At 71.5% G+C, this 16806-nt stretch carries 16 protein-coding genes and 2 tRNA genes; 3 read left to right on the plus strand and 15 right to left on the minus strand.

Annotated features, from left to right (window positions below):
• Positions 1-358: 358 nt before the first annotated feature.
• Positions 359-431: transfer RNA gene (locus ACWGJY_RS08855), tRNA-Ala, on the minus strand.
• Positions 432-583: 152 nt separating this feature from the next.
• Here ACWGJY_RS08855 and ACWGJY_RS08860 point away from each other — a divergent pair.
• Positions 584-1930, plus strand: a complete 1347-nt coding sequence (locus ACWGJY_RS08860) for a glycosyltransferase 87 family protein (protein ID WP_453260086.1) — start codon at positions 584-586, stop codon at positions 1928-1930.
• Positions 1931-2237: 307 nt separating this feature from the next.
• Here the strand turns inward: ACWGJY_RS08860 and ACWGJY_RS08865 are convergent, their stop codons facing one another.
• From ACWGJY_RS08865 to ACWGJY_RS08905, 9 genes are all read right to left on the minus strand, one after another.
• On the minus strand, positions 2238-2471 hold the full coding sequence (locus tag ACWGJY_RS08865) for a hypothetical protein (RefSeq protein WP_453260087.1): 234 nt from the start codon (positions 2469-2471) through the stop codon (positions 2238-2240).
• Between the two features lie 3 nt (positions 2472-2474).
• A complete protein-coding gene (locus ACWGJY_RS08870) occupies positions 2475-2723 on the minus strand; it encodes a hypothetical protein (RefSeq protein ID WP_453260088.1) in 249 nt (82 codons plus the stop codon).
• Positions 2724-3257: 534 nt separating this feature from the next.
• Positions 3258-3330 (minus strand) — tRNA-Ala (locus tag ACWGJY_RS08875).
• A gap of 112 nt (positions 3331-3442) precedes the next feature.
• Positions 3443-4096 (minus strand): histidine phosphatase family protein, encoded by a 654-nt coding sequence (locus tag ACWGJY_RS08880; RefSeq protein WP_453260137.1) that lies wholly within the window; start codon positions 4094-4096, stop codon positions 3443-3445.
• The gene (gene rsfS / locus ACWGJY_RS08885) at positions 4093-4527 is read right to left on the minus strand and encodes a ribosome silencing factor (RefSeq protein ID WP_453260089.1); all 435 of its coding nucleotides are present in this window, start codon (positions 4525-4527) and stop codon (positions 4093-4095) included. Before rsfS ends, ACWGJY_RS08880 begins: the two co-directional genes overlap by 4 nt.
• 324 nt (positions 4528-4851) lie before the next feature.
• Positions 4852-6717, minus strand: a complete 1866-nt coding sequence (locus ACWGJY_RS08890; RefSeq protein ID WP_453260090.1) for a LytR C-terminal domain-containing protein — start codon at positions 6715-6717, stop codon at positions 4852-4854.
• 24 nt (positions 6718-6741) lie between these two features.
• Complete coding sequence (gene nadD / locus ACWGJY_RS08895) at positions 6742-7353, minus strand: nicotinate-nucleotide adenylyltransferase (RefSeq protein WP_453260091.1); 612 nt, start codon at positions 7351-7353, stop codon at positions 6742-6744.
• A gap of 52 nt (positions 7354-7405) precedes the next feature.
• Complete coding sequence (locus ACWGJY_RS08900) at positions 7406-7567, minus strand: hypothetical protein (RefSeq protein ID WP_453260092.1); 162 nt, start codon at positions 7565-7567, stop codon at positions 7406-7408.
• 120 nt (positions 7568-7687) lie between these two features.
• A complete protein-coding gene (locus ACWGJY_RS08905; protein WP_453260093.1) occupies positions 7688-7837 on the minus strand; it encodes a hypothetical protein in 150 nt (49 codons plus the stop codon).
• Positions 7838-7988: 151 nt separating this feature from the next.
• On the opposite strand from ACWGJY_RS08905, the gene ACWGJY_RS08910 reads away from it, so the two are divergent.
• Positions 7989-9092, plus strand: coding sequence for a M48 family metallopeptidase (locus ACWGJY_RS08910; protein ID WP_453260094.1), 1104 nt, complete (start codon positions 7989-7991; stop codon positions 9090-9092).
• Here the strand turns inward: ACWGJY_RS08910 and ACWGJY_RS08915 are convergent.
• From ACWGJY_RS08915 to proB, 5 genes are all read right to left on the minus strand, one after another.
• Positions 9089-10213: an SCO2583 family membrane protein gene (locus tag ACWGJY_RS08915; RefSeq protein ID WP_453260095.1), complete on the minus strand. Its 1125-nt coding sequence runs from the start codon at positions 10211-10213 to the stop codon at positions 9089-9091. The genes ACWGJY_RS08910 and ACWGJY_RS08915 overlap by 4 nt on opposite strands.
• A 108-nt stretch (positions 10214-10321) precedes the next feature.
• A complete protein-coding gene (locus ACWGJY_RS08920) occupies positions 10322-10984 on the minus strand; it encodes an SCO2584 family spore wall biosynthesis protein (protein ID WP_453260096.1) in 663 nt (220 codons plus the stop codon).
• 62 nt (positions 10985-11046) lie between these two features.
• Positions 11047-12315 (minus strand): glutamate-5-semialdehyde dehydrogenase, encoded by a 1269-nt coding sequence (locus tag ACWGJY_RS08925; RefSeq protein WP_453260097.1) that lies wholly within the window; start codon positions 12313-12315, stop codon positions 11047-11049.
• A gap of 72 nt (positions 12316-12387) precedes the next feature.
• Positions 12388-12882 carry a hypothetical protein gene (locus tag ACWGJY_RS08930; protein WP_453260098.1) on the minus strand — a complete coding sequence of 165 codons (495 nt, stop codon included), beginning with the start codon at positions 12880-12882 and terminating at the stop codon, positions 12388-12390.
• A 239-nt stretch (positions 12883-13121) separates the two neighbouring features.
• A complete protein-coding gene (gene proB, locus ACWGJY_RS08935; protein ID WP_453260099.1) occupies positions 13122-14240 on the minus strand; it encodes a glutamate 5-kinase in 1119 nt (372 codons plus the stop codon).
• A 447-nt stretch (positions 14241-14687) separates the two neighbouring features.
• On the opposite strand from proB, the gene ACWGJY_RS08940 reads away from it, so the two are divergent.
• Complete coding sequence (locus tag ACWGJY_RS08940; protein WP_453260100.1) at positions 14688-16775, plus strand: hypothetical protein; 2088 nt, start codon at positions 14688-14690, stop codon at positions 16773-16775.
• The last annotated feature ends 31 nt before the right edge of the window (positions 16776-16806 follow it).

Consider the following 16806-nt stretch of genomic DNA (forward strand, 5'->3'; position numbering starts at 1 on the left):
CCCCCTGCTGTGGCGATGCGGTGCGCTACGGGGTGCCACGCTGCGCCGGTGCGCAGACGCACGGCACCGCACGAGCGGTGAATGCGCGGGATGTGACGCTCGCGCGATTCGCCACTCTTTCGGTGAACCGTTCATGTCAGGGACATGCGATCACCAAGAAGAGGGCAAGGAATGGCAAGGACCGGCCAGGAATAGACATGGAGCGAACAGTCAACTCGCCATAACGGACGGCCTATTGACCGGATTTCAGCGCAATCCGGACGAACCCTCGCCGGACGCGGACGACTGCCGGGACACTCCGGCCTCGGACACGCAACGGAGCGGGCCGTCCACATCGGACGGCCCGCTCCGTTCACTGTGGAGCTAAGGAGAATTGAACTCCTGACCTCCTGCATGCCATGCAGGCGCTCTACCAACTGAGCTATAGCCCCGTATTCTGTTCCCGCGCGGTTCCCCGCTGCGGCATCGCCTACATTACACGGACCTCCCCGGCTTCTGCCAAATCGCTCCGGACCGGCCCCTCGGCGCGACGCGCGGTACTGTCAGCGAGCCGTGTCCGATTCGTCCTGGGGGGCCGTACGCCGTGACCGCGCTGAAGCTGGAAGCGCTCACCGATCCCGGCGGCGCCCGCCCCGGCGGGGGCATCGTCCGCCGGTATCCGACCCGGGCGGCGGCCCTCGCCTGCCTGGTCTCGTTCACCGTCTTCTGGATCGCGCAGCGCCTCGCGCACGTGACGATGCTCGACCTCATGGTCTACCGCGCCGAGGGCTTCACCGTCCGCCACGGCGGGTCCCTCTACGACATGGTGGCGACCTCGGCGCATCTGCCGAACACCTACCCGCCCTTCGCGGCGCTGCTGTTCACCCCGCTCACCCTCCTCGATGTCCCGGCGATGCGCACCCTCGCCACCGTCGGCAACCTCCTGCTGCTCGTCGCCGTCGTCCACCTCTCGCTCCGCCTGACCGGCCTCCCCCGCCGGCTCCCCGGGCCCGCCGCGGCCCTCACGGTCTCGGCGCTGCTGGTGTGGTGCGAGCCGGTATGGACCACGCTGCGCTACGGGCAGATCAACCTGCTGCTCGCCGCGCTCGTGCTGTGGGACCTGACCCGCAAGGACACCCACCGGCTCGCGGGCACCGGCATCGGTCTCGCGGCCGGTCTGAAGCTGACCCCGGCACTGTTCGCCGTTTTCCTCGCCCTGGCCGGCGCCGTCCGTGCCGGACAGCTGCTCCGCTCCGGCGCGGGGGCACGCGCCGCCTGGAACCCCTGGCTGCGGCAGGCCACCGTCGCCACCACCGCCTTCCTGGCCACCGCCCTCCTCTCCGCGCTCGCGCTGCCGCGGGACTCGTACCGCTTCTGGACCGAGATCGTCTTCGCCGCCGACCGGGTCGGCGAGGTGGAGATCACCGCGAACCAGTCGCTGCGCGGCGCCCTCGCCCGGCTGCTGCACACCCACGATCCGGGCACCGCCTGGATCCTGGCCGCCGGTTCGGCCGCCGCCCTCGGTCTGGCACTGGCGGCCGGGGCGCTGCTGCGCGGACAGCGCGCCTGGGCGGCCGTCGCCTGCGCGGCGACCGCTCTGCTGGTCAGCCCGATCTCCTGGTCCCACCACTGGGTGTGGTGCGTACCGATGGTGATCCTGCTGGGCTCCGAGGCGCTACGGCCGAGCGGCACCGTCGCCCGCCGCTGGTGGGTGGCGACCGCCGCGCTGGGCCTGCTGTTCTGCTCGTTCGCGCTGTGGTGGGTGCCGCACCGCTGGCACCATCACGAGGAACTGCACCAGAACGCCGTCCAGATGCTGCTCTCCGACGCGTATCCGCTCGCCGGTCTTGCGCTGCTGGCACTGACCGGTGTCCGGCTGTGGCAGCTCCGAAGGCAACCGGGGCACGGCAGCGAGCCCCGGCCGGTGGAGGCCGGCGGTGGTGGTGCGTGAACCGGGTGTCCACGCTGCGGAATTGAGAGGTGGGAGTCGCACATGTGTGGCAACGCCGTGGCACCTGACGGCAGTTCCACCTGAAAGAAACCGCCCGGGACGGACCGGAACCGCCTGCGACCGACCGGAACCGCCCCGAGACCGCGCAGCGGTGATCGAGCACTGCCCCTTTCCGACCGGGACCGTCTCGTGCCCTGCGAGGCCTTCCTGAGACGGCCTCAGGAAGCGAAGGCAGACGGATCGGGCGATGCCTCCCTCCGCCTCAGCAGGGGGCGGCCCCAGGGGGGCGGCCCCGCTCACGCCCCGTTCAGGCCGTCGCGAACGAGTAGAAACGCTTCAGCGTGCAGTGCTCGTCCAGCAGCCGCCCGTAGATCGGCTCCCCCTCGAGCTCCCGGTAGGTCTCGATGGGGTCGCCCTTTATGACCAGGGCACGGGCGCATTCCTCGCACCAGTACTGGTAGTCGGTGTTGACCGGTTCCATGTCGCGGACGATCGGCGTACCGCTGCCGCACCAGTCACATTTCCTGCTGTGGGCGCCCATCCATCAGCTCCAACTGTGGCCGCAGGCCGTACAAACGAAGGAAATGCCCCCGTTGTCACCCAGCACCTGTGCCACATGGGAGGAGCTGCAGGAGGGGCACTGCAGAGCGGAACCGTCGCTGCAACTGCCCACGGGGAGGGGACCGTCAACGGGGCAGGTGAAACGGAGCGCGTACTCCGGCAGCCAGTCATCACCCTGCGCCTCGGCCACTTCGAGCAGGTCATTGACCTTCTCGAGGATGCTCGTGGGCATCGTGATCTCTCCTCCCCTGCCGGCGCCGTCCGATTCTGCCACGGACCACGGACCGGGTCAGGTCCGCCATCTCGCCATCCCGCCATCCCGGCGAGCCTGCCCACCGACCCGTGGGCGAGCGCCGTCGGAACGAAGCCGCCGGGACCACATGAAGGTGGTCCGGCATGCCCCCGGCCGGAGAGATACGGCCGATCTCGACGTCGGCGGCGGTTGAGCGGTGGGTGGGAGGCCCGGAGCCCCGGAGAGCCGCGAGCCGCGAGCCGCGAGCCGCGAGCCGCGAGCCGCGAGCCGGATCATGGTCCGCATCCCGGCCGAAGAGGAGACCCGGGAGCTGACGGCGGCGCTGTGCGGCATCCATGACCCGCTGACCGAATGCCCCCGGCCGCGCGGATACTCCGCGGAACACAGATGTGGAAGGCAAAGATGCGGAAGGCAGAAGGCGGAACGCAGAAAAGCGGGACGCAGCGACGTGAAACGCAGCCATGTGAAACGCAGAAATCCCGCCTCCGTCTGGAGGCGGGATCATCCGGGCTGTGGAGCTAAGGAGAATTGAACTCCTGACCTCCTGCATGCCATGCAGGCGCTCTACCAACTGAGCTATAGCCCCGGGTCTTGTTCCGCTCCCCCGGGTCTCCCCCGGCGGCGCCGCGAACAAGAAGAACTTTAGCCTGCGACCTGCCCAGATGTGAAATCCGGACGGCCGGGGCCGCCCCGCGGGCTCAGTCGTCGTCGCCGAGCACGGGCTCCGGCAGGGTCCCGGCATTGTGCTCCAGCAGGCGCCAGCCGCGTGCGCCCTCGCCCAGCACGGACCAGCAGCAGTTCGACAGGCCCCCCAGGCCCTCCCAGTGGTGGGCCTCCAGACCGAGCAGCCGGCCGATGGTGGTGCGGATCGTGCCGCCGTGGCTGACGACGACCAGGGTGCCGTTCTCGGGCAGTTTGTCGGCGTGGTTGAGCACGACGGGGGCGGCGCGGTCGGCGACCTCGGTCTCCAGTTCGCCGCCGCCGCGGCGCACCGGCTCACCGCGCTTCCAGGCGGTGTACTGCTCGCCGTACTGCGCGAGGATCTCGTCGTGCGTCAGCCCCTGCCACGAGCCCGCGTAGGTCTCCCGCAGGGCCGCGTCATGCGTCACGTCGAGCCGGGTGAGCGCGGCCAGTTCGCCGGCGGTCGCCGAAGCCCGTTGCAGGTCGGAGGCGACGACGGCGTCCGGCCCGAGGGCGGCGAGCAGCCGGGCGGCGCGGCGGGCCTGGGCGAGGCCCTCCTCGGTCAGCTCGATGTCCGTCGACCCCTGGAAGCGGCGCTCCAGATTCCAGGCCGTCTGGCCGTGGCGCCAGAGGACGATGCGGCGGCCCCGGCCGCCCGTGGTGCCGTTCAGAGCAGCTCTCCGTCCTGTCCGCCCGCCGTGGCGTCGGCGTGCTCCGCGGCCTTGCCGCGGGTGGCCTTGGCCTCTTCGGGGAGGTCGATCTCGGGGCAGTCCTTCCACAGGCGCTCGAGGGCGTAGAAGACACGCTCCTCGCTGTGCTGGACGTGCACCACGATGTCGACGTAGTCCAGCAGCACCCAGCGGGCCTCGCGGTCGCCCTCACGGCGGACCGGCTTGGCGCCGAGGTCCTTGTTGAGCCGTTCCTCGATCTCGTCGACGATCGACTTGACCTGGCGGTCGCTGGGGGCCGAGGCCAGCAGGAAGGCATCGGTGATCGAGAGGACGTCACTGACGTCGTACGCGATGATGTCGTGCGCGAGCTTGTCGGCCGCGGCCTGGGCGGCGGCGTTGATGAGCTCGAGGGAACGGTCCGTGGCGGTCACAAGCGGCTTTCCGGTTCGGGGGCAGCCTCTCCGGCCGGGCGGGGGCAGCTGGCTCACTGCTGAGCCGCGGCGCGCGCCGCACTCCCCATGGGCGACCGGATCGGCGGTCAAGTACCCCTCAAGGGTCTCACGGACCACCGACACTCCCGACTGGGTTTTCCAACCAGCGGGTCGGTTTCGGTGTTCGGGCTGGTCAGCGCCGGGGCGGGACCATCCGGCCGCCCCGGTTCTCGTCGGCGGGACCATCGGGCCCCACCGGTCTTCATCGCCGCGACCGTCCGGCCCCACCGGTCTTCATCGGCGGGGCCGGGCGCGTCCGGCCCGTCAGCCCTTGTAGTCCTGACCCAGGACCACGGTGATGTCGGCGTTCGCGGCACCCTTGCCCTGCTGGACCGCGCCCGCCGGCAGGCCCAGGGTCTTGGCGACCTCCGCGGCCTTGGCCTTCCGGGCGGCGTCCGCGTAGGTGATCCGGGACGTGGCCGCCGCACTGCCGGTGCCGTCGTCGACGAAGCTGTAGCCGCCATTGAGCAGCGCCACCTGTGCCTTGTTGGTGGCCGCCTTGTTGCCGGTGGCGTTGCGGACCGCGACCCGGGCGGTCGCGTCGGGGGCGGTCTTCTTGACCGTGCCGCCGAGTACGTTCTTGACCACGTCGGCCGCGGCGGTCTGGCTGAGTGTGCCGTTCGCCTGTACGGGCAGCAGGGCCGTGCTGTAAGCGCCCGTCTTCGCCAGCTCCGCCCGCTGCGCCAGCGAGCTGCCGAGCTGGCCTTCGGTGAGCGGCGGGTCCAGCACCTGCAGCAGCGACTTCACGGTGGCGGTGGCGCCGCCGGCGTCGCTGGAGACCTTTTTCAAAGTCGCCTGCATGACCTGGCCGAACCGCTGCAGCTGCCGGGTCTGGGGCTCGCCCGGCGCCTGGTAGGTGGCGTAGGCGACGGCGGCCTGGCCGCCCAGGTCCTGGGCGCTGCCCTGCTTGACGACCGGGGAGGCGCCCTTCTTGCCGGGCACGGTGGCGTCGGTGTCGAGGGTGATCCCGCCGACCGTCTCGACGAGGTTCTCCAGATACGGGGTGTCCAGCCGCCAGCTGGCCTTGAGGTCGGCGCCCAGGAGGCTGTTGAGGGAGTCCCGGGTCGGCTCCGTGCCGTCGTCCTTGACGGACTTGCCGAGCGTCGTGGTGGTCCCGTCGTCCTTGGAGACGAGGAGGCTGTTGGGCAGGAGGACAGTGGTGCCCTTGTGGGTGGTCTCGTTGTCCACCAGCAGCGCCGTCGAGCTGTTGCCCGTCCCGGTGTCCCGCAGATGGACGACGAGGACATCGCGCTTCTGGCCGCCGGCCGCGGCCGCCGGGCCGGCGCCGGGCCCGGCCAGGCCGGGGAGCTTGCCCGCCCACCACAGATAGCCGACGCCGCCGGCGACCAGCAGGGCCAGCACCACGGACAGCGCGACGATCCGGCTGCGGCCGCGCCGCTTGGCCTCCTCGCGCCGCTCGGTGCGGCTCTCGGTGAACTTCAGCCAGTCGATGACGTCTTCGGAGTCCTCGTCCGGCTCCTCGATGAAGGAGAACTGCCCGGTGTGGTACTCCGGGTCCTCGGCGGACGGGGCGGAGGGGCCGCTCGCGGCCGGCTGCCGCGCGTCGTCGTCCGCCGGGGCGCGGCGCCGGCCCGGCGGCCGGGGCTGCTGGTCCTGGCGCTGCGGGACGGGCTCGTCGTAGCGCTGCGGGACGGGCTCGTCGTAGCGCGGCTGCTCCGCGTAGGAAACCTGCTCGTAGGGGGACTGCTGGGCCTGCTGCGGGATCCACTCCTGCTGCTGCGACTGCTGCTGGGGGGACTGCTGCGGGGGCTGGGCGTACGGGTCATACTGCGGGGAGTAGCCGGGCTGCGCCTGCACCTGCCGGCCGCCGTACGGGTCGTAGCCGTACCCCGGCTGCCCCTGGTACGCCGCCGGGTGACCCTGCTGCCCCTGCGCGGCCTGGCCGCCGCCCTGTTGGCCGCCGTACGGGTCATAGCCCTCGTAGGCGGACGGGGCGGTGTGCTGCCCGTAGGGGTCGTGGTACTGCTCGTACGACGGCTGTGCGGCGTCGTGGTACACCGGCCGCCCGTAGGCGTCGTAGGTGTAGCCCGTATGTGCCTGCCGCTCCTGGGCATACGGGTCGTGGGCATACGGGTCCTGCGGCCCGTACGGATCCTGTCGGTCGCTCACCGGTGCCCCTTTCCGTCAGCCCCGTCAGCGGTCGTTGCGGTACAGCTCTTTTTTGTCGATGTAGCGCACCACACCGTCCGGCACCAGGTACCAGACCGGATCCCCCTGGGCGACGCGCGCCCGGCAGTCGGTCGAGGAGATGGACAGCGCCGGCACCTCGACCAGGGACACCGCCCCCTCGGGCAGCCCGGGGTCCGCGAGAACATGGCCGGGCCTGGTCACCCCGATGAAGTGGGCGAGCGAGACCAGCTCCGCGGCATCGTGCCAGGTCAGGATCTGACTGAGCGCATCGGCGCCGGTGATGAAGAACAGATCCGCGTCACGGTGCTCCATGTGCAGATCACGCAGCGTGTCTATCGTGTACGTCTTGCCGCCGCGGTCGATGTCGATACGGCTGACGGAGAACTGCGGATTCGACGCGGTCGCGATGACCGTCATCAGATACCGGTCCTCGGCCGGGGACACCTTCTTGTGGCTCTTCTGCCACGGCTGCCCCGTCGGTACGAAGATGACCTCGTCGAGGTGGAACTGGCTGGCCACCTCGCTGGCGGCGACCAGGTGTCCGTGATGGATCGGGTCGAACGTGCCGCCCATCACTCCGAGTCGCCGCTTCACGGGCCCTGTGTGCTCTCCCATGCGTGCAGACCCTACTGGGCGGCGCGCGATGCCGGGGGCCGGGTGCCGGGGCTCAGCGGTCCCGGTTGAAGCGGGTCGTGATCCAGAGCAGGAGGAGCAGGACAATCAGGGCGCCGCCGCCGGTCACGAAGGGGCTGAGGCTGGCGTGACCGCCCTCGTGTCCGGGGTCGGCGGCGAGGGAAACCAGGGACTGTGCGGTGGGGTGCAGGCTCATCGTCAGCAGGACCAATCCGGGCTGGGGTCGGGCAGAGACTTCCACCACATCGTAAGCGCCGCCTCACTGCGGGCCCACGGCGACTCCACCCCGATGCCTCCGGCGGGGAGCCCGGGAGGGTCAGTCCCGGCCGTAGCCGCGCAGCAGGAGCCACGCGAGCAGGCCCGCGCCCACGAAGCCGACGACGATCACGGTGCGCAGGATCCACCCGGGCCCGCCGTCCCTGGCGGTCTCCTGGGCGGCGGCGAGCAGCACGCTCGGATACGACATGACGGAGCGCTCCTCTGGTACGGCCCGTGCGGTAGGTGTGCGGGCCTGTGCGGTCATTGGTGCGATCGCCAGCGTACGCCCGAGCATCCATTCGCCTGTCGGTGGCGTCCTCTAGTCTGAAACACACGCAGTCGAACAGGGGGAGGCCCCAATGACGGAGAGCCCAGACGGCAGCGCGCACGTTCCGAGCCGGGACCGGCGGCGGTTCCCCGGAATCTCCTCGCGGTCGTACGAACACCCCGCGGACCGCTCGGCGCTGGTGGCGCTGCGCAAGCTGAGCGGGTTCGACACCGTCTTCAAGACACTCAGCGGCCTGCTGCCCGAGCGCAGCCTGCGGCTGCTGTTCCTGTCGGACTCGGTGCGGGTGAGCGAGCAGCAGTTCGCGCACCTCAACGACATGCTGCGCGACGCCTGCTACATCCTGGACCTGGAGAAGGTCCCGCCGATGTACGTCAATCAGGACCCGCAGCCCAATGCCATGTGCATCGGTCTGGACGAGCCGATCATCGTGGTGACGACCGGTCTGGTCGAGCTGCTGGACGAGGAGGAGATGCGCGCGGTCATCGGCCATGAGGTCGGGCACGCGCTGTCCGGGCACGCCGTCTACCGCACGATCCTGCTGTTCCTGACGAACCTGGCCATGAAGGTCGCCTGGATCCCGCTGGGCAATGTCGCGGTCATGGCGATCGTGACTGCGCTGCGCGAGTGGTTCCGCAAGTCGGAGCTGTCGGCGGACCGCGCCGGGCTGCTGGTCGGACAGGATCTGCAGGCCTCGATGCGCGGCCTGATGAAGCTGGCCGGTGGCAATCATCTGCACGAGATGAATGTCGACGCCTTCCTCGCGCAGGCGGACGACTACGAGTCCGGCGGCGATCTGCGCGACTCCGTGCTGAAGATCCTCAACCTGCTGCCGCGCAGCCACCCGTTCACGACCGTGCGGGCGGCCGAGCTCAAGAAGTGGGCGGCCAGCCGCGACTACCAGCGGATCATGGACGGCCACTACCCGCGCCGGGACGAGGACCAGGACACCTCGGTCTCCGACTCCTTCCGGGACTCCGCGGCGCACTACGCCGACTCGGTGCGCAACAGCAAGGACCCCCTGATGGGTCTGGTGCGCGACATCGCGGGCGGCGCGGGCGATCTGGGCGGCAAGCTGCGCGACACCGTCTTCCGTGGCGGCGGCTCGCGTCCCGACGGCTCGGGCGGCGCAGGCGGCAGCAACGGTGCCGGTGGAACCGGCGCGGAGGGCTCCTAACGCAGCGGGTGGCCCGGCTTCGGCTCGGCGGAGGGCGCCAGCTCACCGCAGAGCGAGGGGTTGGCGCGGTCCCTGGCATAGGGGTCGGTGCCCGTGGGCCGGTCCTGGCCGGCGTGCTGTCCCGCGAACAGCGGGCGCAGCGCGTCGGCCGGCTGCGAGGAGCAGGCCAGCGGCCCGGCCTGCAGACTGCTCTGCACGACCTCCAGCCGGTGGTCGTTGAGGTTCTCCCGGCTCAGCCGGAAGTGCATCTCCCGCCGGACGGTGACCAGCGAGGCGGCGCCCGGTGTGGCCTTGCCGGCGCCCTGGCCCCGGGCGGCGTCCTGCGCGCCGGGGGCGGGCCGTACGGCATAGACGAAGGTGTAGTCGGCGGTCACGTCGAGCGCGTCCGGGCTCAGCTCCGAGGCCGAGAGGGTGCCGTTGACCCGTACGTTCCGGTCGGCGAGCCGGGTCTGCTTCGGGTCGAAACGGACCAGCCAACCGGTCGCCGCATCGCGGCCGTTGTCGTCGGGGTGGGCCAGGCTGCGGTCGAACTGGTCGAGTTGACCGGTGTCGAGCAGCAGCCGCACCGGCCGGACGGATCCGCCGGTGAGGGTGCCCGGGTCCAGTGAGGAGCGGACGATGTAGTCCTTCGCGACGGTCAGGGCGGAGACGATCTGGCCGTCGGAGAAGTGCTCGGTGCGGGTGACGGCGGGCAGATTGACGCCCGCGGCACCGATCCGGTAGTCGGCGGCGGGGCTGTGGGCGAAGAGATCCCCGGGCGTCGCGCCGGGTACCGCCCCGGCCGGGGCGAGCGGCACCACCGCGGACCGCAACGCCTGCGCCCGGACCGTCTCCGGGGTTTTGTAGGGGTGCCGGATGCCCATGTAGACGGCGGTGCCGAAGGCCAGGACGATCAGCAGCACCAGCAGGACGGCCTGCCGGGAGCCGCCCAGCCGTATCCAGGCGCGCCGGGTCTTGACAGCCGGCGAATGGTGCTCGCCCAGCCGCTCGTCGGCGGAGAATTCCTGCAGCCGCGCAGCCCGAACAAACGATTCGTCGAAGACGACGGATCGGTATTCGTCCTCACCGCCTCCCGGGGCGCCGTTGGGCGTCCCTTCGGGAGGGTCACCAGGCCCGGTCATACAACAAGAGTAGGTCTGCCGAGAGGAAGGTAAACGCCGGGGCGCCGGACAACTTCGCAAGCCGCGATTCCGTTTCGGAAAACCGTTTTGCGGGCAGCCGCCACGGCGTCAGTGCGGTCTGGGCACCGCCGGGAACGACGGGCGCAGGGGCTCGGCCGACGGCAGCGACGGCAGGCCGGGACCGGCCGTACGGACACTGTCCACGCCGGCCGTGGCGGGGGCGTCCGCCCCGCTGGACGTGGGCGCCGGCGCCGGGCTCTGGGTCCGCCCCGAGGAGCCGCGGTAGACGGCGCTGAAGGCCAGGGCGACCAGCCCGATGCCCATCACCACGGCCAGTACCCAGGCGACCGGGCGGTGCCAGCGGGTGCTGCCGCGGTAGGGGCGCAGGGCACCGCCGTAGGGGCCGTACGGGCCGTAGGGCGGGTAGTCGCCGTACTCGCCGTCGTCCTCGTACTCCGCGTAGTCGCCGTACCCGTCGTATTCGTCGGCTCCCCGCGTGCGGCGGTGGCCGCGGAGGCCGGGCTCGTCCGGGTCGTCGCCCTCGGGGCCGAAGCCGGGTCCGGAGCGGGCCGCCTCGGCCTCGGCGCGTGCCTCGGCGGCGGCCAGCATCCGTTCGACCGCCGAGGGTTCGTGAATCTGCGCGGACCGGACGAATTCCTCGTCGAAGACCACGGAGGCGAATTCTTCGTCCGCTTTTCCGTGGCTCCCGTGGTGGTGCTCGTCGGGCTCCTCACCGTCCGGGAACGGCTTGCCCCCCACGTCGTCCGGCACCCGTCCAGGTTAGCCCCGGGCGGTCATTTTGGGCAGAGAGAACAGGGAATCCGGGGGACGCTTCAGCGGGTGTGGCCGTCGCCGGTGAGGATGTACTTGGTGGACGTCAGCTCGGGCAGTCCCATGGGGCCGCGGGCGTGCAGCTTCTGCGTCGAGATGCCGATCTCCGCACCGAAACCGAACTGGCCGCCGTCGGTGAAACGGGTCGAGGCGTTGACCGTGACGGTGGTGGAATCGACCAACTGGGTGAAGCGGCGGGCGGCGGCCTGCGAGGTGGTGACGATCGCCTCGGTGTGGCCGGAGGTCCAGCGCCGGATGTGCGCCACCGCCGCGTCCAGGTCGGGCACCACGGCGGCCGCGATGTCGTACGAGAGGTACTCCGTCGCCCAGTCCTCGTCGGTGGCGGGGGCGACCAGCCCGGGGCCCGCCTGCTGCCAGGCGGCGTCACCGTGCACGATCACCCCGGCCTGGGTCAGCGCTTCCAGGGCGCGCGGCAGGAACTTCTCGGCGATCCCTGCGTGTACGAGCACCGTCTCGGCGGCGTTGCAGACGCTGGGCCGCTGGGCCTTGGAGTTGATGAGGATGTCGACGGCCATGTCGAGGTCGGCGGCCTCGTCGATGTAGACGTGGCAGTTGCCGGTACCGGTCTCGATGACCGGGACGGTGGACTCCTCGACGACCGTACGGATCAGGGCGGCGCCACCCCGCGGGATCAGCACATCGACCAGGCCGCGGGCGCGCATCAGCTCACGCACCGAGTCGCGGCTCTCGCCGGGCACCAGCTGCACCGCGTCGGCGGGCAGCCCGGCGCTCCCCACCGCGGCGCGCAGCACGTTCACCAGGGCGCTGTTGGAGGCGTACGCGGAGGACGAGCCGCGCAGCAGCACGGCGTTGCCGGACTTCAGGCACAGCGCCGCGGCATCCACCGTCACATTGGGCCGGGCCTCGTAGATGATGCCGATCACACCGAGCGGGACCCGGACCTGCCGCAGGTCGAGGCCGTTGGGCAGGGTCGAGCCGCGCACCACCTCGCCCACCGGGTCGGGCAGCGCCACGACCTGGCGGACGTCCGCGGCGATGGCCGCGATCCGCTCCGGGGTGAGGGTGAGGCGGTCCACGACCGACTCGGCGGTGCCGGCGGCGCGCGCCTTGGCGGTGTCCTCGGCGTTGGCGGCGAGGAGGGCATCGGTTTCGGCCACCAGGGCCTCGGCGATGGCGAGCAGCGCTGCGTCACGGGCCGTACGCGGCAGCGGCGCCAGCACGGCGGCGGCCTCCCGCGCGCGGCGGGCGGTGTCGAGGACGGGCGTGGACTGCGGTGCGCTGCTGGTCATGGCCGCAGCCTAGCGGGGCGGCAGGCCGCGGCCCCGCCGTATCTCACAGCGCGGGACGCGGACGACCATGGGTCAGAAGGGATGGACGCCGACCGGTGAGGCCGGGGGCGGCCCGTACCCCTCCGCGAGGCGCTGGTGGTAGGTCTCGCGGTCGATGACTTCCAGGCCGACGATCTCCCACGGCGGCAGCCTGGCCGTCGAGCGGTGCTCGCCCCACAGCCGCAGCGCGACGGCCGCGGCGTCGTGCAGGTCGCGCGCCTCCTCCCAGTAGCGGATCTCCGCGTGGTCGTTGGCGTAGCGGCTGGTCAGCAGGAAGGGATGGTCGTGGGCGAGCTGTTCCAGCGCCCGCCGGACCTCCTTCAGCGGGGCCTCGGCGCCCGAGACACTGAGGGTGATGTGCCACAGCCGGGACGCCTCCCGGCTCCCGCCCTCCGGCCCCTGCCGCGCCGTCCTGTCCCGCTCCGCTCTCCCGTCATCCGGCCCGCCGGTGTCCTGGCCGGTTCCGACGCTGGTCAGTGTGCGCTCCGCCGTCCCTCGGGGCAGCGCCCCTGGGCGCCCTCGTCTCACCGGCGGCCTCCTGTGATGCGAATCGCTCCGCCCTCGGGGGTGCGGAGCCGTCGTACGTCGGCGGATGCGCTGACGCGCTGCGGGCGCCGCTCCCCTACGGCGTCCCCGCAACAAAGTTGACCAGCCCGCGGCCCGTCGCGGGGGCGTTTTCACCAAGGTCTGCGCGGAAAGGCCGGTCTCCGCACCGCGCGGTGGGGAGTGTGCACGGACCGTGACGATCCCGGTCCCCTGGGGCCGCCTCAGTGGTGCAGCAGCACCAGATCGTCACGGTGCACGACCTCCCGCTCGTAGGCGGGACCCAGCTCGCGGGCGAGATCGCGGGTCGAACGGCCCATCAATCGGGGGATTTCCCGGGCATCGAAATTGACGAGTCCGCGGGCGACCGCGCGGCCGTCGGCGTCGCGCAGCTCGACCGGGTCCCCGGCGGAGAACTCGCCGTCCACGGAGGCGATGCCGGCCGGCAGCAGGGAGGAGCGCCGTTCGACGACGGCCCGTACGGCTCCGTCATCCAGGACGAGGGCGCCGCGCGGTGTGGAGGCGTGCGCCAGCCACAGCAGCCGGTCGGCGGAGCGGCGGCCGGTGCGCAGGAAGTGGGTGCCGGTCGAGCCGCCGGCCAGCGCGTCCGCGGCGTGCACGGCGGAGGTCAGGACGACCGGGATGCCGGCCGCGGCCGCGATCCGGGCCGCCTCGACCTTGGTGACCATGCCGCCGGTGCCGACGCCGGCCTTGCCCGCGCTGCCGATGGAGACGCCCGCCAGGTCCTCGGGCCCGTGCACCTCGGCTATCCGGGAGGTGCCGGGGGTCGCCGGGTCGCCGTCGTAGAGGCCGTCCACGTCCGAGAGCAGGATCAGCAGGTCGGCGCGGACGAGATGGGCGACCAGCGCCGCCAGCCGGTCGTTGTCGCCGAAGCGGATCTCGTCGGTGGCGACGGTGTCGTTCTCGTTGACGATCGGTACGGCGCCCATGGCCAGCAGCTGGTCGAGGGTCCGGTAGGCGTTGCGGTAGTGGGCCCGGCGGCTGGTGTCGTCGGAGGTCAGCAGGACCTGGCCGACGCGCCGGCCGTAGCGGGCGAAGGACGCGGTGTAGCGGGCGACCAGCAGGCCCTGGCCCACGCTCGCGGCGGCCTGCTGCCGGGCGAGGTCGCGGGGCCGCTTCGCGAGCCCCAGGGGTGCCAGACCGGCCGCGATGGCTCCGGAGGAGACCAGCACGATCTCCTTGTCCTGGTGCTTGGCCAGCACGTCCACCAGCGCGTCCACACGGTCCGCGTCCAGTCCCCCGGCGGCCGTGGTCAGCGAGGACGAGCCGACCTTGACCACGATCCGGCGAGCGTCCTTCACGTCCTGCCTTGCGCCTGCCACCTGCATACCCCTGTACTCGCCGATCCCACCGCCGTACGGGGGATCACTGTCCGGCCCGCACCACGGCCCTACGGGCGCAATCTACGGCAGGGCGGCCCGCGGGCGCTTGGTGATACCGCCTGGCGGACGCCCCGCACGGGGCGGACCGGCCGGCCCCGGCGCGCGGCGGAAAGCGCAGAACAGGGACCGTGATCCGGGCCGTGCCTCCGGGCTTTTTCGCCCCCGCGCGGTTTTCCTTAAGACGGAAGCCGGGTCCAAGGGGTTGCGTTCGATTGGTCCGCTTTCGCGGTGATGAGAGCCACAGCAGATTGTCACCAAGGCCAACAAGGTCATACGGTCGGGTGTCCATCGGTCCCGTTTCGCCGCTCCGGCGGCGTCGCAGCGCGGGACCCGGCCGCCCCCCTCGGCCTCCCCTTTGACCATTCGTGCTGCCAGGAGCCCTCCCCCGTGCCTTCCGCCGGAATCGCCCCCCGCCGAGCCGTCCAGCTCGCGGCACTCTTCGCGATGATGGTCGCGTTCACCGCCCAGTTGGTCGGTGCGCTGCTGCCCGTCATCCCGCTGTTCATCGCCGCATCCGTGGTCAACCTGGGTCTCGACCTGGTCCTCCAGCACAAGCAGCCCGGCCTGCTCGCGGTGCTCGGCCGGATCCGGTTCGATGTCACGGTGCGCCAGTTGCTGCGCGACATGCTGATACTGGTCGGCCTGCTGCACATCGACGGCATCAACCCGCTCGAGGAGCAGGCGCCTCTCACCATCACGCTGCTCCTCTTCTACGGCACCCACTTCGTGTGCCAGGCGGTCGCGGTGCTGGTCCGCAGGACCCGCAGCCTGCCGTTCGTGACCCGCAACATCGATGCGAGCGCGCTGCGGCTGTGCGACGCCCCGCCGCGCATCCTCTCCCGCCAGACGGGCCGGCGGCTGCTGCGCTTCTCGGTGCCCACCACGGTCGGCATGATGCTCACGTCGATCACCACGGACGCGTACTGGGGCGGCATCGGCCTGGCCGTCTCCCTGGCCCTGTCCGCCGGCGGCACCCTCTACCTGGGCACCTGGCTGCTGCCCAAGAAGCGGGTGGCCGGCGAGAAGCAGGCCCTGGCGTGGCTGGACAACTGGCTGGCCGCGTACCGGCCGACGGTCGGCATGTACTTCTCCGGCGGCTCCTCCTCCGCCTACCAGGCCAACATGTGGCTGAGCACGCTGGCCGCCCTGGACGGCAACCCGATCATCGTGCTCCGCGAGCGCTTCATGGTGCAGAAGATCGAGGCCACGGACGTGCCGATCGTCTGCATCCCCAAGGTCGCCAACCTGATGCGCCTGGAGCACTCCACGCTCAAGGTCCTGCTGCACCCGGCGAATTCCGGCAAGACCTCGCAGATCCTGCGCATCCCCTCCATCAAGCACGCCTTCACCAACCACGGCGAGAGCGACAAGCTGTCCTCCTGCAACCCGTACGCGAAGGCGTACGACGAGGTGTGGGTGGCGGGCCCGGCGGCCCGTGACCGCTACCAGCTCGCCGACATCGGCGTCGAGGACAAGGACGTCATCGAGGTCGGCCGCCCCCAGCTGGCCCCGATCCAGCCGTACGCGGGCGCCCCGGCCGGCCGGATGACGACGGTGCTGTACGCCCCTACCTGGGAGGGCTGGGACGGCAACCCGGGCAACACCTCGGTGATCCTGGCGGGCGAGAACATCGTCCGCGAGCTGCTCGCCGACGAGAACGTGCAACTCCTGTACAAGCCGCACCCGATGACCGGTTCGGTGGACCCGCGCGCGGGCGCCGCCAACACCCGTATCCAGGCGATGATCACGGAGGCGAACACCCGGCGCAGCGGGGCGCAGCCCGGCCCCGAGGCCGCCGCCGAGCTGGCCCGCCGCACCGAGGAACTCGATGCGCTGACCACGTCCGCGTTCCGCAAGAGCGCGGACGAGCTGGAGCGGATGCGGCTGCAGGGCACCCCGCAGGAGGGCCGCGCCGCCGCCGTCGCCGCGGCCGTCACCGCCTGGGAGGAGGCGTACTGGAAGTCCTTCCCGCGGTGGGAGCACCGCATCATCACCACCGCCCGCCCCGGCATCTTCAGCTGCTTCAACCAGGCCGATGTGCTGATCAGCGATGTCTCCAGCGTCGTCTCGGACTACCTGACCAGTGAGAAGCCGTACGCGGTCGCCAACACCTCGGGGATGAGCGAGGACGACTTCCGGGCGAACTTCCCGACCGTGCGGGCGGCGGCGATCCTCACGCCCCGGGCAGACGGTGTGGCCGCTCTCCTCGACGCGGTCCGCAACCCGGAGCAGGACACCCTGGCCGCCGAGCGGGCCGGGCTCAAGGAACATCTGCTGGGCCCGTCGGACCCGCCGTCGTCGGTCCGCTTCAACCAGGCCGCGCTGGATCTGGCCGCGAAGGCCGACGAGCGGCGCGTCCGGATGGAGAACCGGTTGTCCGGTATCCCCGGTCAGCGCTCGCAGGAGGACGTGGACGCCTCCGAGACGGCCGAGCACGAGGCCAACGGCGCCTCGGACACCGCGGCCGCCGTCTAGGCCGCAGCGGGCCGCACACGGCCGCCGTCCC

Source organism: Streptomyces sp. NPDC054765, assembly GCF_053612065.1.

Bases quoted from the DNA above. Each gene is read 5' to 3' on its own strand.
- ACWGJY_RS08915 (WP_453260095.1), bottom strand. From the start codon at position 10,213: ATGACCGGGCCTGGTGACCCTCCCGAAGGGACGCCCAACGGCGCCCCG.
- ACWGJY_RS08865 (WP_453260087.1), bottom strand. From the start codon at position 2,471: ATGGGCGCCCACAGCAGGAAATGTGACTGGTGCGGCAGCGGTACGCCG.
- nadD (WP_453260091.1), bottom strand. From the start codon at position 7,353: ATGGGAGAGCACACAGGGCCCGTGAAGCGGCGACTCGGAGTGATGGGC.
- ACWGJY_RS08910 (WP_453260094.1), top strand. From the start codon at position 7,989: ATGACGGAGAGCCCAGACGGCAGCGCGCACGTTCCGAGCCGGGACCGG.
- ACWGJY_RS08900 (WP_453260092.1), bottom strand. From the start codon at position 7,567: ATGAGCCTGCACCCCACCGCACAGTCCCTGGTTTCCCTCGCCGCCGAC.
- ACWGJY_RS08925 (WP_453260097.1), bottom strand. From the start codon at position 12,315: ATGACCAGCAGCGCACCGCAGTCCACGCCCGTCCTCGACACCGCCCGC.
- ACWGJY_RS08870 (WP_453260088.1), bottom strand. From the start codon at position 2,723: ATGCCCACGAGCATCCTCGAGAAGGTCAATGACCTGCTCGAAGTGGCC.
- ACWGJY_RS08905 (WP_453260093.1), bottom strand. From the start codon at position 7,837: ATGTCGTATCCGAGCGTGCTGCTCGCCGCCGCCCAGGAGACCGCCAGG.